The organism is Pseudidiomarina taiwanensis, from assembly GCF_003987435.1.
Taxonomy (GTDB): domain Bacteria; phylum Pseudomonadota; class Gammaproteobacteria; order Enterobacterales; family Alteromonadaceae; genus Pseudidiomarina; species Pseudidiomarina taiwanensis.
The window spans coordinates 544,647-559,795 of sequence record NZ_PIQG01000002.1 but is presented as its reverse complement, the minus strand read 5'-3'; the positions used below and the strand labels follow the sequence as shown (position 1 = coordinate 559,795).

Here is a 15,149-nt window from a genome sequence, read left to right as displayed (position 1 = left end):
ATGCAATGGTATCGATCCGGCAGTCATTTGCCAAGCTCGGCCAATTAGCCAAGGTCTGTTGGTTATGCCAACAGCCACTTCGACTCACCGATGTCGGTGGTTTTTGTGATTATTGTCGAGCCGACCTACCGCGCTTGCCACCGCGTTGTCAGAAGTGGCGGTATGGCCATCGTGGTCCAGTATTTGGGGATGCTTGGTATGCGGCATGTGCATGGCATCCGCTCAGTCAAAACCTGATTCGTCAATTAAAGTTTCAAGGGCGCCCCGAGTTAGCTTATGATCTCGCGCCCTTACTCGCAGCACAGCTTACTAAATGCTATCAGCTTAGCGGGCGGCCATGGCCCGACTTGATCATGCCCATGCCAATGACGCGCAAGCGTTGGCAGCTACGAGGTTATAACCAAGCGGCGTTATTAGCGAAACAGGTCGGGCAGATTCTAACTATTCCGGTCGCTTACGGCGGCTTACGGCGGTTGCATGACCGCGGCCAACAGCACCGCTCGAATCGAGCTTTACGCTGGCAGAATATGCAACAGGTGTTTCATTGCACAAGGACACTTAAGCAGCAGCGCATTGCCTTGCTCGATGATGTGTTAACAACGGGGGCTTCAGTATCGGCCGCGGCACAAGTAATTCAACACCGCGGCGCAACAACTGTGGATGCTTGGGTATTCGCCTTGACCGAGGCGAATACCCAGAGCGATTAGTGGGCGTGTGCTTGCTCTGCAGCTTCTTCAGCCGCTGCCGCAGCGTTTTCTTCATCGCTCACTGTAGGGGTGATTGCTGGCGCCATAAAGATGGCATTACTTAACAACTTAGCGGTACCCCAGAAGTAGGCTCGGAAGTTGACGTTATCAGCAAAGCCGATAACCCGACCACTGCCCAAACGATGCGCTAAGATAGCCGTTTTGCCACCAATCACTTCACGGTTTTCTGCCGCAGCATAACCCGCGAGTAGAGGCTCATCGTTATAGCGTGCGACACTGACAAACGGACTGTTCGGCACTTCAAGCGCGTTCAGACTGTTCTTGAACATAGGTAAGCGTGCATCGGTCATACCGAAGCTAAGTGGATGCGTGGTATCGAGGGTTACCCCGAAAATGGCTCCAGCAACCCGACGCTTGCCGTAATAGCTGTCCATATCCGCGAAGCTTAAGTCGGCAGTTGGGAATTTCTCTTTGAAGGCATCGCCAGCAACAAACTTACCTTGCAGAATGCCGTGTTCAGCGAGCCAGCGCGCACCACCGCGTTGACCAATCACGGTTCCACCTTGGCGTACCCATTGTTGTAGGCGCTCCGCTGCAGCTTTCGTTAAGCTGCGATAGCTACCATCAACCATAATAATGTGGGTATAGCGAGACAGGTCGCTACGCATCAAACGGTCGGTATCGACCATCGAAACCGGAACCCCAACATGGCGATCGAGGTAGTACCAGGTCTCACCGTTTTCGTACATATTGGTGTCGGTGCCGACCAACATCATCACGCTAATTGGCTCGACTGGACGCAGGTTGCGACTCCCGAGGTCAATCCCGCGCGGAGTTAAGCCACTGTTAATCGAAAAGACATCGATCTGGTTGTCGATCGCAATTTCGAGCACTTTGTCTTGTACGGCGACCCAATCCTGCTGTTGATAGGCTTGGGTGATCACCACTGCGCCCTGCGCGAAATCTTTGTTACCTGAGCCGGTGCTGGCAGTGAAGCTCTCATCTGCTTGACGCACATGAATACCTGCTTCGAGTAATTGCTGCAAAGCGCGTGGTGCGAAGTAGTGATGCCATTCAAACGCATACGCAACAGCATTGTCAGCAAGGCGTTTGCCGGTAAAGCGTGGGGCTTCATATACTTCATCAGCAATATTAATGCGACGACCATCAAAGCGCGCGAAATCGACATCAAACGCTAACGGTAAGCTCCAACTCGAAACATCATAGAAAGTATTATCACGGAAGCTTTGCTGGGTGCTAAACACCGCTTTAATTAAGGTATATTGCGGTTGCTCTAAAGGCACATAAAAGCTGTTGTCCGCATCAAAACGACGGCCATCAATGGTGATATTACGGGTCAGTTGATACACTTCGATTTGGTGCTGGCGGAGGATATCGAGCATGCCCTGGACTCGGCCTGCGTCATCAACGCCACCAAAAACATAGCCTTTGTAATCGTCTTTTTTCGCTTTCTCCATGGCGTTGTCAAAGAAGCGCTGTTGATAGTCTAAGAAAGCTTCTTTGCGGGCATGGGCACCATACATGGTGGTGAGCGAGGTAATAAATTGGTTCTCGATAGTGAATGGGAACTCGACTAAGCCATTGATTGAATCTTGCGCATGGCCGCGACTAGAACCTTGCTCAAACAAGATACCGATTGCGCCTTGAACGTCAGGATAGGTCGAACCCTTGCCGACATAAAAATCATCGAAAGATTCTTCGGTATAGTACAACCGCGCTTTGGCATCGAGTGCTGCCGCGTGCTCTTCGGCTAATTCAGCCGTCAAGGTTACATTCTCTTCTGGAGTATGCGGGTTGCGCCGCGTTGGAATGCCCGGCTGGAAGAAGAAAGTGCTGTCAGTACCCATTTCATGGAAATCGGTTAGGACATTTGGCTTCCACTTTTGGAAGTTGGTAATCCGCGCCCGTGACTCCGGATGTTGCAACAGCAACCAGTCGCGATTTAAGTCAAACCAATAGTGGTTGACGCGGCCACGCGGCATATCTTGGACGTGTTCACGATGCTGGGTATCGCTGACCAAGTTCATGCTCTTGTGCTGGTTTGCCCAGTTTGCAAAACGCGCGAGACCGTCTGGGTTTAAGCTTGGGTCGAGTAAAATAATGGTATCTTTGAGTAATTGCTCGATTTTCTCGCCTTGTGCAGCGGCTAAATAATAGGCGTACAACAGGGCTGCATTTGAACCACTTGGCTCATCCCCATGAATGCTATAGCCCATGTAAAGAACAAGCGGAGCGCTGGCTGGATCGCCGTCGCGACTCGGATCAGCAAGGGCAAGATGTTGCTGGCGCAATTCTTCTAAGTTGGCAAAGTTCTCTGGTGCCGTGATCGTTAACAACAACAACGGGCGTTGTTGATGTGTCCGTCCAGTCACTTCCAGTTGAAAGCGATCAGAGTGCTCACTAAGTACTTCCATATAGCGGACTAATTGGTCATGACGAACATGCCATTCACCGACTTCATAACCCAACACCTCGGCCGGTTTAGGCACGCTTGGGTCATAGGTGACATCATCAGGTAAGTAATCATTAAGTGACTTAGCGAAAGCTTGGCTTGAACCTAAGCTCAATATTACCGTCGCCAGCACCAGAAAAATACGTTGCAACATAGCCTTAAACTCCTTTGAATATCAGCCGTTACCCTAGCAAAACTCAAGCGCTCAGGATAGCGCGGTTACTATGCAATGCTGTTTTTTTGCGGTAAGATATACCCTACTAATTTACTCAGGTATAGCTTTGAGGTGAAAAGCATGATTCGCATTACTGAGAGCGCCCAAGCCCATTTTCGTAAGTTGCTGGCTGAGCAGCCGGCAAACACTAATATTCGTGTGTTTGTGGTCAACCCCGGAACCGCATCGGCGGAATGTGGGGTGTCGTATTGTCCACCAGATTCGGTTGAAAGTGACGACCAACTCCTGCCTTTTTCAGGCTTTGATGCTGTCGTCGATGCAACCAGCGCCCCATTTTTAGAAGATGCCGTGATCGATTTTGAAGAAAAAGAACTCGGCTCTCAATTAACTTTAAAAGCGCCTAACGCGAAAGCGCGCAAAGTTGCTGACGATGCACCATTGATTGAGCGGGTTGAGTACGTGATTCAAGCGGAAGTGAATCCACAACTTGCCAGCCACGGTGGCCGTGTGTCAGTCAGCGAAATCACAGCCGATGGCGTGGCAATTTTGCAGTTTGGTGGCGGCTGTAATGGTTGCAGCATGGTTGATGTGACCCTAAAAGAAGGCATTGAAAAACAGCTATTACAACAGTTCCCAGGTGAGCTAACTGGGGTTAAAGATGCCACCGAGCATCAGCCGGGCGAACACAGTTACTACTAACTTGTATAAATCTGTATTAACTCACAGATAAACGTAAACATGATGTAAATTTTTGATCCGTTAAACTTGTCTAACTCGTAGTAAGTCCGAACCCATGGGTTTTCTTACTACGAGGAATAGACAATGAAAGGGATCATGAAATACGGTTTAGCTACCGTTGCTGCGGTGCTCCTAAGTGCTTGTGGTAGCAGTAGTGATGACGAATCAACAGTTGTTTTACCCGAATTAATTACCGAAGTTCGTGTTCACCACACAGTGGCTGACGCACCGAACGTGAATGTGCTGGTCAATGGCGGTGCAGCAGTTGAAGATGCCGGTTTTGGCGCATCCTCAACTGTGCTTGAGTTGGATGCTGGGACCTATAGTTTGCAAGTCGATGCGATTTTAGCGGATGGTTCGACTGCGACAGTCATCGGTCCGGTGAACGATACGCTGGCGGCCAACACCCGCTACGAGATTTTAGCGATCGGTAAAGTCGCGGACGAGACGATTCAACCGCTTATTATCACCAACCTAAACAGTGAAATTGCTGACGGTAATGCGCGTCTGCAAGTGGTTCATGCGGCACCGGACGCACCACTGGTAGATATCTACCTTACTGCGCCAGATGCCGATCTGAGCGCCTCTTCACCGGCAGCAACCTTGGCCTTCTCTGATTTCACCGGCCAAGTCGAAGTTCCAGCAGGTGACTATCAAGTACGTATCACCCCAGCTGGCGACCCAGCCACGGTCGTGTTTGATAGTGGCACCTTGCCACTCACCGCAGGTGCAGACTTAATCGTATCGGCAGTGACCAATACTAAAGCAGGTGATTCACCAGTGATGTTGCAAGTTGCAGACGGCTCAGGTGCAAGCATCGTAACCGACATTAATGCCGGTGCAGATGTCCGTATCGTCCATTCAAGTGCTGACGCACCAACCGTTGACTTTGTCGCCGACGGCGATATGCCAGCAACCCTTGCAACTTTGAGCTTTGGTCAGTTCACTGACTATCTGAACGTTGCGGATGGTGATTACCTGATTGATGTTATCGTTAATGGCACTACTACGGTTGCTTTAAATGATATCCCGTTGAGCCTCGCTCAAGGCGAAATCTATTCAGTGTATGCAATTGGTTCGGCTGGTGATGGTTCGCTTACTGCAGGTGTGTTGACTCCAGATACACGCCGTATTGCGACCGAAGCTAAGTTACAAGCCGTGCACGCTTCACCTACTGCAGGCGATGTCGATATCTACGTCACCGCGACGGATGATATTACTAGCGCGACGCCTGCTTTCACTGCGGTGCCGTTCACCACTGAAAATGGCCCAGCATCAACCGGTTATGTTTCGCTGATGCCAGGTGACTATTACGTGACTATCACTCCAACCGGCACCAAAGATGCGGCGATTGGTCCTGAACTGGTGACCCTGGAAGGCAATGGTATCTATACTGCAGTTGCCGTTGATGCAGTCGGTGGTGGTGTTCCACTCAATGTTATCGCGATGGATGATTTTGCGACTGTCGACTAACTTAGTAAGCGTCGGCGCAGCAGCCACCACTGGCTTAAGCCGCGCGTACTTAGAAAGCAAACCAGCGCCAACCACAACCCGTGGTTGGCGTTTTTTTCGGTGAGCAACATTTGGCTGAGAAGCACCACAGGAACGAAGCCAAAAAGGGCGCTGAACAGCATGGTGTTGCGCATCCCGGTGGTCCACCCTAAGCCGATGTAAACGCCATCGTAAAAATAGCTCCAGTGTGCCAGTAGTGGTAGTAAGTAAAGCCAAGGCAAAAACTGTTGTGCAACTGCGCGGACATCGGTTAAGTCAGTAATTTGCGCGATAATCCAGTCGCCAGCCCACCAAAAAATAAGACTGTAACAGCAGGCAAACAGCAGCGACCAAATCAGAGTGAGCCGCATCCAATGGCGCTCGAGTTGCCGGCTTTGCTTGCCGCGCGCCGCGCCCACGAGCGCTTCAACGGCATAGGCCACACCATCTAAGCCGAGCGAAATGAGCATGAGAAATTGCATCAGCACGGCATTCGCCGCCACCACGACTGTGCCAAAAGCTACCGCATAGCCAGTCATGGTTGCCATACACAGTTGCAGTGCGAGCGAGCGAATAAAAACATCGCGATTCATCCCGATAAAGCGAGTCAAATGGGCCTGCTCGAGTCGTAATTCGCTGCGCCGAGGGAGTTGCTGACGAATCAACCACAGCCCTAACATCGCCGTGCTGATTTCGGCGAGGACTGAAGCATAGGCAGCGCCCGCAACATTTAAATCCAGCCCGATAATAAAAATAATATCGGCGATCACATTCACCGCATTGGTGAAGATCACCAGAAACATCGCTTGGCGAGCACGTTGGCGCGCTAATAGCACGCCCAATATCACCAGATTGATCAAAGCGGCTGGCGCGGCCCAAAGACGGATCTCAATATAGTCTGAGGCGAGGGTTAGCAAGTTAGCTTGCGGCTCAATGAGCCACCAGGCGAACTCAGTTAGCCAAGGGCGCAGTGCAATGATCACTCCCCCCAGTAACAGCGCAATAATAAGTGCATGATAGGTAATGCTGCGCTGGGCTCGGCGGTCGTCTGCGCCAAAAGCGGCAGCCATTTCGGCGGTCGTGGTCATGCGCAAAAACACTGCGAGCAGATAAATAAAACTCACCACCATAGCGCCAAGTGCAACGGCGCTTAAGTAAATTGAATTGGGCAAATGGCCGATAATCGCCGTATCTACTAAACCGAGCATAGGAGCGGCAATATTTGATACAATCATGGGCACCGCAATTGCGAAAATGCGGCGGTGATCAGTTAGCGGTCCAAAACGGGCAAGGAGGGAAGTTGTGAAATTTTGGTTTGGTGTTTGCGTCATAGCGTTCGCTGTCGTCTTTACGTCTGTGAGTTATGCCTTGCCGAATTCTGCATCCCCGCACCGCGAGGCCGAGCGCGGTATTGTGATTTTACAATACCATCATGTCGGTGATGATACCCCACGCGTCACTTCGGTAACAGCCGCCGAACTTGAAGCGCATTTTGCTTTATTGAAAGAGCTCGATTTCACTGTGCTATCGCTCACTGAAGCTAAGCAACGGCTCGCTGCCGGAACGCTGCCTAAGCGCGCCGCCGCAATTACTTTTGACGATGGTTGGGCGAATGTGTTTGTGAATGGTCGCGAAGTGTTTGAGCGCTACCGGTACCCTTTCACTATTTTTGTGAATCCTAAGTTAATGGCAGAAAACCCGCGCCAATATATGAGTTGGGAACAACTTAAGATCCTAACCGAATACGGTGCTGAAATTGCCAATCACACCAATGAACACCATCACATGACGTGGCGTGAGCCAGGGGTGACTGAGCGTGCGTGGCTTGCCCGAGAGCTCGCCGATGTGCGGGCTGCACAGGCACAAATTGAGCAGCACTTCGATCAGCCGCAGCCGATGTTGGCTTACCCATACGGTGAGTTTTCTTTTGAACTGGCCGAGGCGTTGCGGCAAATCGGTTATTTGGCCTTTGGTCAACACTCAGGTGCTTGGGGGCGTTTGAGTCACCCTGCGGCAATTCCGCGGTTTCCCGCATCGGGGCGCTATGCGGCGCTTGATACCTTGCGCACCAAAATTCTATCGCTGCCGATGCCGGTGGTAGAGCATCACCCGCAGGATATGGTGCTGGAGCATGACACCGAGCAGTTAACGATAAGTATTGAGTTGGCACCGCATCAGGATTTGCATCGTCATCAAGTGCAGTGCTTTTACGGTGCAGATGTCATTCAACCAAGTGATGATGGTTCAGCTTTGACCTTTACCTTGCCAAAACAACCGCCCATTGGCCGATCACGCGTTAATTGTACGGCACCGAGTATCAGTGAGAGCGGTCGCTTTTATTGGTACTCAGTGCCGTTGGTTCGCCCTGATGAAAACGGACGCTGGCCTGATTAGTAGGCGTCAGCAATAAGCGCAAAATCAGCGGCTAATTGGTCCATGTTGACGGTCGGGATTTTACCGGGCACATGTTCAGCTTTGAATATGGCCTGCAAATGACCGGCTGGGTTGACCAAGATAATAGCGGCGCTGTGATTAACGAGGTAATCCGTGGCGCCCTCATCAGGCACCGAATACATCAAACCAAGATTCGTCACAAAGGGGTACAGTTGCGGATGCTCGCCCCGGACGCCCACAAATTCTGGACCAAAGAAGCCGGTATACTGTGTTAAGCGCTCGATATCGTCACGCGGTGGATCGACCGATATCATCCAAACTTTGACCGGAACATCTGTGCTTGCGCTGAGGGTTGGCATGATCCGCCGCAAATCTGCCATCGTGGTCGGACAGATATCAGGGCAATAGGTGTAACCGGTAAAGAGCAAAGTCCACTGACCGACGAGTGCCTCAGTCCCCACGCTCGTAGCCGCGGTCGACTCAAGACTGAATTCAGGAATAGCGCGGGCTGGATCATAGACCAAAGCTTTAGGTTCAGCTTTGGGCCATAACTGCTGTACCGCAACGCCGGCAATGATTGCGATCGCTGCGGCGATGGCAAGAAGAATTCGCATGTGTTACCCCATTAAGACCGGTGCCGGTCCAACGTAGTGATCGACCAGTAGCAAAATAAATAAAGCCATCAACTGCCAAATTGAAAACTTGAACATTTTAAAAGCAGTCAGTTTGCTCGGCGCAAATTTGAGCTTCCAAGCGTAGCCTAAGAACCAAATACTTAAGATGCTGGAACCAATCAGATAAATGACACCTGACATGCCGATTAAATAAGGCAATAAACAAATAATGCCGAGCAAAATGGTGTACAGCAAAATACAGGTTTTGGTGAATTCTATGCCATGGGTCACCGGCAGCATGGGGATTTCAGCTTTGGCGTAGTCCTTGGCGCGATGCACGGCTAAGGCCCAAAAGTGCGGTGGTGTCCAGGTGAATACAATCATGACCAACATAATCGCGAACGGATGAATCTCGTTGGTTACTGCAGTCCAGCCCAGTAGCGGTGGTGCAGCACCAGCAAGGCCACCGATAACAATGTTTTGTGGCGTCGCACGCTTAAGGTACATGGTGTAAATAAAGGCATACCCCACCAAGCTGGCAAATGTCAGCCAAGCCGTGAGCATATTGACCCACAGCGCCAAAATCGCAAAGCCTAGCCCGCCGATGATCGCAGCGAAGCTTAACACCCGCTTCGGTGAGAGCGACCCTGAAGGCAGTGGACGCCGCAATGTCCGTGCCATCCGCGCATCGATATGGCGATCAACAAGGTGATTGATGGCAGCTGCTGAGCCGGACATCAAGCCGATCCCAGCGAGGGCAGGTATCAGAATTTGCCAAGCGACCCAAGTTTCTGTCGCTAGGCACATCCCCACCAATGCCGTTAATAACAGCAACAACACCACGTTGGGCTTGGTCAGCTCGAGATAGTCGCGCCAGCCCGCTTGTTTTTTAGCGTCCGCCGCCAATGGGGCTGAGTCCGCTTTTAGTTCGCTTGTATTGCTCATAATGGTACATCTTGTGTTCTGTTTATCGTGTTATTATCGCAGCGTCTTTATGCTAGGCATTGCGCGCTAATTTATAATTTAGAGCGACCAAACTGGCCATTAATAGTGCGCCGAATAAGTTATGCGCTACCGCAACACTTAATGGCAACAGCATAATGACGTTGGTTAAACCCAAGGCTAGCTGAATCACCAGTAACAGCGCAACCCAATTCAAGCTACGACGAATGACATTCGAGGAAGCGCGCTTATAACCCAAAAATAGCAGCACGCCGACCACTACAGTTACCAAAACCGCACCTAAACGATGTGCAATATGCATGGTGACTCGTTCGCCGTAGTCATGTGCGCCGTATTGGTAGGTTTCTGCCGCGGGCACAGAGAACGCTCCTGGAATATCGATTTTACTGACCCAATCGCCCTCACAGAGCGGTAGCTCAGTACATGCCATGGCAGCATAGTTGGCGGCCACCCAGCCACCTAACGCAATCTGGCCGATAACTGTGAGTAAAGCGAAAAGCGCTAAGCCGCGCAGGGTTCGCACACCAGCATCGCCTAGGGGTAAATGCACCCGGGTCAGGCGCAAGTGCAGTAAAGTTAGGAGTGAGAAGGTGGTGAAACCGCCAAGCAGGTGCCCCATGACGATCAAAGGTTGCAAGTTTTTGGTCACTGTCCACATGCCAAGTGCCGCTTGGAAAATAATCAGTGCCAGCAACAGTGCAGGTAATTTAACCGGGGTTTCTGGGTAGCGTCGTTTGCGCACAAGGGCGGTAATAAAGATACCAAGAATCACTAAAGCTAAAGTTCCCGCCGCATAGCGGTGAATCATTTCGTTCCATGCTTTGTTGTATTCAACTGGTGCATGGGGCCACAACTCGACTGCTCGCTCGAGTTGTGCATCGGTTTTGGGAACGGTCAGTGTGCCATAACATCCTGGCCAATCAGGACACCCGAGTCCAGCATCCGTAAGCCGAGTAAAGGCACCAAGGACAATAACGACTACAGTTAAAATAAGGGCAAATTTGACGAGGCCGCGCATGGTCTTATCCTACTCTCGAAAGTTTTAATAATTTGCGTAAATCGCTCAACACACTTTTGGCTTCCATCCGCATCGCTTCCTCGTCTTGATGAAGCGGGTAGTGGAGAATGACATTACCGAGTGGGTCAATAATAAAAATTTGGTCTGCGGGTAAGCTTGCAAACGGTTGGCTCAATTCTGCATCGGCTACAGCTTTAACTACAGGAGTCTGACTTAAGTCATGCTCAGTTGGGGTTGGGGTAAGGAAGACTGGGCTCACACGCCCTGACTCCTTGCCAAGTGCAACATCCAACTGGTTAATTGCATATAGGCCTTGCTGACAAGCTAGGCCACAAGCGCCCGTTTGCGGTAACAAGACCACCCAACCTTCGGGTAAACCCTGTTTGAGCTCACCTAATTCAACTGGCGGGACTAACATGATGCCCTGATTGGTGGCAGCGCCCTGATACCAATGTTGATCAAGCACTAATTTCGCCCCAATGATCGGGATGATAAAGGCAAGAGCGACACCAATTAATGTGGCGCGAGATTTTTTCACAGATGACATCTTCATTCCTCTGTTGTTTTTGTTCTGGAACGACTGGCAAAAATAAACACAACGACACATGCGAGCGCAAGACTAAACCACTGCAATGCATATGCCTGATGCTTTTCCGGTGCCATAACTTGAGGTTGCCATTGTCGCGGCCAACCGAATTCTGCTTGTTCTGAGAGTAGCACCACATAGGGCGCTAAGGGAAGTTGTGTCAGTTCACTTAGGCTTTCAATATCAAGCCGCTGAATCCGCTGTGGCCATGGCCCCTGCTCAAGGATGTGATCGCTTAACTGAAAACCGAATTCACTCGGCTGGTAATAACGCCCTGGAATCGTTAAAACGCCTTGCGGCAGCTCAAGTTGCGGCAATTCGGCTCGGTTCGAGCCGACGGGAACCCAGCCTAAGTTGACCAAGACTAATGTGTCACTAAGTGCTGGTTGCGGGGTCAGCAAGCCGATCACTTGGTAGCCGACTTGGCCGTTGAGAATTTGGTTATCTAATAAAAAGTAGCGATTTGCTTCGAATTGCCCAGAAATCTCAACGCTTGCGTAACGCTCTGGTTCAGCCGCGGTTGGGTCGTTCAAATTGAGTGGCAGCTGCTGCTCGGCGTAATCAGCAAATAGCTGACGTTTTTGCTCCGCTCGGTCGAGTTGCCAGAAACCAAGCTTGACCAAGATGCTGATAACAAGCACAGTGAGGATCAACGCAATTTTATTTCGAGATACAAACATGGAAATTTTAGCGAAAATCATCCTCGTACTACTCATGCTGTTTATGGTGGTGAACTTATTTAGAGCCTTGTTTGCAATGTTGAAAAACGATCCGAACAAGCCATCTATGAGTCACTACCTAGGTAAGCGGGTGATGTGGTCTGCGCTGGCGATGATCATCATCATCATTCTGCTTGCCAGCGGGGTGCTTGTGCCGCACGCACGACCTTACTAGTTGTAAGGCCGTGCGCTCTCATCTTAGAGAATATAAACAAAAATAAACAAGCACACCCAAACCACATCGACAAAGTGCCAATACCAACTGGTGGCTTGGAAAGCAAAGTGATTATCTGGGGTAAAGTGCCCCTTCAATACTCGGAAAAACATCACAATCAACATTAAGGTTCCAAGGGTCACGTGCATCCCATGGAAGCCAGTTAACATGTAAAAAGTGTTGCCATAAATGCCTGAATCCAAGGTTAAGCCAAGCTCATTATAAGCATGGACGTATTCCCAACCCTGTAAGTACAAGAAGATACAGCCCAAGATAATGGTCGCGCCAAGCCAAAGTTTCAGTGGCGTCCGCTTATTCTTCTCTAAGCTGACATGGGCAAAGTGACAGGTCACCGATGACACAATCAAAATGATGGTGTTATAAAGTGGCAAGCCAAACCACCCCATGCTGCCTGACTCAATTCCTCCAGGCGTTTCAGTGAGCGGCCACATCGCCTCAAAGCCAGGCCATAATATTTCGTTGGTCATGGCATTATTACTGGCTCCACCAAGCCACTCAACGGCAATAAAGCGGGCATAGAAAAGTGCGCCGAAGAAGGCCGCAAAGAACATGACTTCGGAGAAAATAAACCAGCTCATACCCTGTCGGTACGAAGCGCTCAGCTGAGCGCTGTAGAGCCCCGCCATCGATTCGTTGATTTGGTCACGGAACCAACCAAACAACATCACCACAATAACGGCAAGCCCAGCGAGTAAAACTTCTGCGCCCCAGCCATCAATTTCTTTGCTTGATTCAATAACGGTGTGGCCGGCTCCAAAAGCAATCAGGCCAAGACCAATCGCCCCAACAATCGGCCACGGGCTCGAAGCTGGGACATAATATTTTTCGTGTTTTTCTGCCATAACAAGTCCTCAGTTGGCTGGCGCCATTTGCGCCAACACATCCGGTGTAGCATTGGCTGTCATATCGTACAGCGTGTATGACAAGGTTAATGTGTGAATATGCTCCGGAATATCCGGGTCAAGATAAAACTGCATCGGCATCGCGGTATCGGCACCCGCTTGTAGCGGTTGTTGGTTAAAACAGAAACACTCTGTTTTGTTTAAATACAGCGCCGCCTCACCGGGAGCAACGGAAGGAATCGCTTGGGCGACCATGTTGCTGCCGGTTGGGTTGCTTGCTAGAAAATTCACAACGCGAGTTTCACCGGGGTGAACTCGGACACTGTTCATTTCAGCTTTAAAATCCCACGGCATCCCTTGTGCATTGCGGGTAATAAACTGCACGTTCACAGTGCGACTAGTGTCAACTTGATGCGTGCTGACAGCAGCCGCTTCGTTACGAGTGCGTCCATTAAACCCGGTTAAATCACAGAAAGCTTCATAGAGCGGCACAAGGGCAAAGCCGAACGCAAACATCCCAGCGACTGTTAATAGCAGCCGCCGAATGATGCGCCCATTATCTGGGCGCGGTTCAGTTTGAGGTGCTTCACTCATGGCTTAGTCTACCTTCGGTGGTGTTTCAAAGGTGTGATAAGGCGCAGGTGATGGCACAGTCCATTCTAAGCCTTCTGCACCTTCCCACGGTTTAGCCGGTGCTTTTTCACCGGTACGCACGCACTTAATCACCACCCATAAGAAGATCAGCTGTGATAAGCCGAACGCAAATCCACCGATACTTACGATTTGGTTGATGTCAGCGAATTGCACCGCATAATCCGGGATCCGCCGAGGCATTCCAGCAAGACCTGCAAAGTGCATCGGGAAGAACAGCACATTGACTGAGATTAACGAGGTCCAGAAGTGCCAGCGCGCCAGGGTGGTGTCATACATATGACCGGTCCACTTAGGTAGCCAGTAGTAGGCTGCTGCCATGATTGAGAAAATCGCGCCACTCACCAAAACATAGTGGAAATGAGCAACCACGAAGTAGGTATCGTGGTATTGGAAATCAATTGGCGTGATCGCCAACATCAAGCCCGAGAAACCACCGATGGTGAACAAGATGACGAAGGCTAACGCAAACAGCATCGGCACTTCGAATGTCATCGAGCCGCGCCACATGGTGGCAACCCAGTTAAAGACTTTCACCCCAGTTGGAACCGAGATCAGCATGGTGCAGTACATGAAGAATAGTTCTGCGGCTACCGGCATCCCAGTAGTAAACATATGGTGAGCCCATACAAGGAAGCTTAAGCCAGCAATCGCTGCGGTGGCGTAAACCATCGACGCATAACCGAACAGTTTCTTGCGCGAGAAGGCCGGTATAATCGCTGAAATGATCCCGAACGATGGCAAGATCATGATGTAAACTTCGGGGTGGCCAAAGAACCAGAAAATGTGCTGGAACATCACTGGGTCACCACCGCCCGCTGCATCAAAGAAGCTGGTGCCGAAGTATTTATCGGTCAATACCATGGTTACTGCACCTGCGAGAACTGGCATCACCGCAATTAACAAGAAGGCGGTAATAAACCAAGTCCACACGAACAACGGCATCTTCATATAGGTCATGCCTGGTGCGCGCATATTCATAATCGTCACGATCACGTTAATGGCGCCCATAATCGAGGAAATCCCCATGATATGAACCGAGAACACGAACAGTGCCGTTGAGTCGCCACTGTAAGTGGTCGATAACGGTGCATAGAAGGTCCAACCGAATGCTGGGCCGCCGCCTTCCATAAATAGCGAGGCGAGCAAGATGGCAAAAGCAAAAGGCAGAATCCAGAAACTCCAGTTATTCATCCGCGGTAGCGCCATATCCGGTGCACCAATCATCATTGGTATCATCCAGTTGGCAAGCCCGGTGAAAGCTGGCATGACTGCCCCAAAGACCATAATCAGACCATGCACTGTGGTCATCTGATTAAAGAAATGGGGGTCAACAAGTTGTAATCCTGGTTGGAATAGCTCAGCGCGAATCACCATCGCCATTGAGCCACCGACCAAGAACATAATGAAACTGAACCATAGATAGAGTGAGCCAATATCTTTATGGTTCGTAGTAAACAGCCAACGGGAAATGCCCGTTGGAGCATGGTGATGATCGTGATGATCCATCTCGCCAACAACTGTGCTCATAATTGGGTCTCCC

15 protein-coding genes are annotated in these 15,149 nt (G+C 50.5%); 5 read left to right on the top strand and 10 right to left on the bottom strand.

Annotated elements, in window-relative coordinates; genetic code table 11:
* The first annotated feature begins 5 nt into the window (after positions 1-5).
* Positions 6-707, top strand: coding sequence for a ComF family protein (locus tag CWI83_RS06520; RefSeq protein ID WP_126827309.1), 702 nt, complete (start codon positions 6-8; stop codon positions 705-707).
* Here the strand turns inward: CWI83_RS06520 and CWI83_RS06515 are convergent.
* Complete coding sequence (locus CWI83_RS06515; protein WP_126827307.1) at positions 704-3,334, bottom strand: M14 family zinc carboxypeptidase; 2,631 nt, start codon at positions 3,332-3,334, stop codon at positions 704-706. The two genes, CWI83_RS06520 and CWI83_RS06515, sit on opposite strands and share 4 nt — an antisense overlap.
* A gap of 141 nt (positions 3,335-3,475) precedes the next feature.
* Here CWI83_RS06515 and nfuA point away from each other — a divergent pair, with 141 nt between their 5' ends.
* On the top strand, positions 3,476-4,054 hold the full coding sequence (gene nfuA / locus CWI83_RS06510) for a Fe-S biogenesis protein NfuA (protein ID WP_126827305.1): 579 nt from the start codon (positions 3,476-3,478) through the stop codon (positions 4,052-4,054).
* A gap of 123 nt (positions 4,055-4,177) precedes the next feature.
* Entirely contained in the window at positions 4,178-5,566 is a 1,389-nt protein-coding gene (locus CWI83_RS06505; RefSeq protein WP_126827303.1) for a DUF4397 domain-containing protein, read from the top strand.
* Here CWI83_RS06505 and CWI83_RS06500 read toward each other — a convergent pair.
* Positions 5,563-6,819 (bottom strand): MATE family efflux transporter, encoded by a 1,257-nt coding sequence (locus CWI83_RS06500; RefSeq protein ID WP_241969886.1) that lies wholly within the window; start codon positions 6,817-6,819, stop codon positions 5,563-5,565. The two genes, CWI83_RS06505 and CWI83_RS06500, sit on opposite strands and share 4 nt — an antisense overlap.
* Before the next feature lie 67 nt (positions 6,820-6,886).
* On the opposite strand from CWI83_RS06500, the gene CWI83_RS06495 reads away from it, so the two are divergent.
* A complete protein-coding gene (locus tag CWI83_RS06495) occupies positions 6,887-7,978 on the top strand; it encodes a polysaccharide deacetylase family protein (RefSeq protein ID WP_126827299.1) in 1,092 nt (363 codons plus the stop codon).
* Here CWI83_RS06495 and CWI83_RS06490 read toward each other — a convergent pair.
* From CWI83_RS06490 to CWI83_RS06470, 5 genes are read right to left on the bottom strand one after another with little or no spacing between them, the layout of a single operon-like run.
* Complete coding sequence (locus CWI83_RS06490; protein WP_126827297.1) at positions 7,975-8,592, bottom strand: SCO family protein; 618 nt, start codon at positions 8,590-8,592, stop codon at positions 7,975-7,977. The genes CWI83_RS06495 and CWI83_RS06490 overlap by 4 nt on opposite strands.
* A gap of 3 nt (positions 8,593-8,595) precedes the next feature.
* Positions 8,596-9,537 carry a heme o synthase gene (gene cyoE / locus CWI83_RS06485; protein ID WP_126827295.1) on the bottom strand — a complete coding sequence of 314 codons (942 nt, stop codon included), beginning with the start codon at positions 9,535-9,537 and terminating at the stop codon, positions 8,596-8,598.
* 52 nt (positions 9,538-9,589) lie between these two features.
* Positions 9,590-10,573 carry a COX15/CtaA family protein gene (locus tag CWI83_RS06480; RefSeq protein ID WP_126827293.1) on the bottom strand — a complete coding sequence of 328 codons (984 nt, stop codon included), beginning with the start codon at positions 10,571-10,573 and terminating at the stop codon, positions 9,590-9,592.
* 4 nt (positions 10,574-10,577) lie between these two features.
* Positions 10,578-11,120, bottom strand: a complete 543-nt coding sequence (locus CWI83_RS06475; RefSeq protein WP_126827291.1) for a hypothetical protein — start codon at positions 11,118-11,120, stop codon at positions 10,578-10,580.
* A 2-nt stretch (positions 11,121-11,122) separates the two neighbouring features.
* Entirely contained in the window at positions 11,123-11,800 is a 678-nt protein-coding gene (locus CWI83_RS06470; RefSeq protein WP_157980372.1) for an SURF1 family protein, read from the bottom strand.
* A 37-nt stretch (positions 11,801-11,837) separates the two neighbouring features.
* On the opposite strand from CWI83_RS06470, the gene CWI83_RS06465 reads away from it, so the two are divergent.
* A complete protein-coding gene (locus CWI83_RS06465) occupies positions 11,838-12,053 on the top strand; it encodes a DUF2909 domain-containing protein (RefSeq protein ID WP_126827288.1) in 216 nt (71 codons plus the stop codon).
* A 23-nt stretch (positions 12,054-12,076) separates the two neighbouring features.
* Here the strand turns inward: CWI83_RS06465 and CWI83_RS06460 are convergent, their stop codons facing one another.
* Genes CWI83_RS06460 through ctaD form a run of 3 tightly spaced genes read right to left on the bottom strand, consistent with a single transcriptional unit; the run spans position 12,077 to position 15,136 of the window.
* Positions 12,077-12,955 carry a cytochrome c oxidase subunit 3 gene (locus tag CWI83_RS06460; protein WP_126827286.1) on the bottom strand — a complete coding sequence of 293 codons (879 nt, stop codon included), beginning with the start codon at positions 12,953-12,955 and terminating at the stop codon, positions 12,077-12,079.
* 9 nt (positions 12,956-12,964) lie between these two features.
* Positions 12,965-13,549 carry a cytochrome c oxidase assembly protein gene (locus tag CWI83_RS06455; RefSeq protein WP_126827284.1) on the bottom strand — a complete coding sequence of 195 codons (585 nt, stop codon included), beginning with the start codon at positions 13,547-13,549 and terminating at the stop codon, positions 12,965-12,967.
* Positions 13,550-13,552: 3 nt separating this feature from the next.
* Positions 13,553-15,136: a cytochrome c oxidase subunit I gene (ctaD, locus tag CWI83_RS06450; protein WP_126827282.1), complete on the bottom strand. Its 1,584-nt coding sequence runs from the start codon at positions 15,134-15,136 to the stop codon at positions 13,553-13,555.
* Positions 15,137-15,149 lie beyond the last annotated feature (13 nt).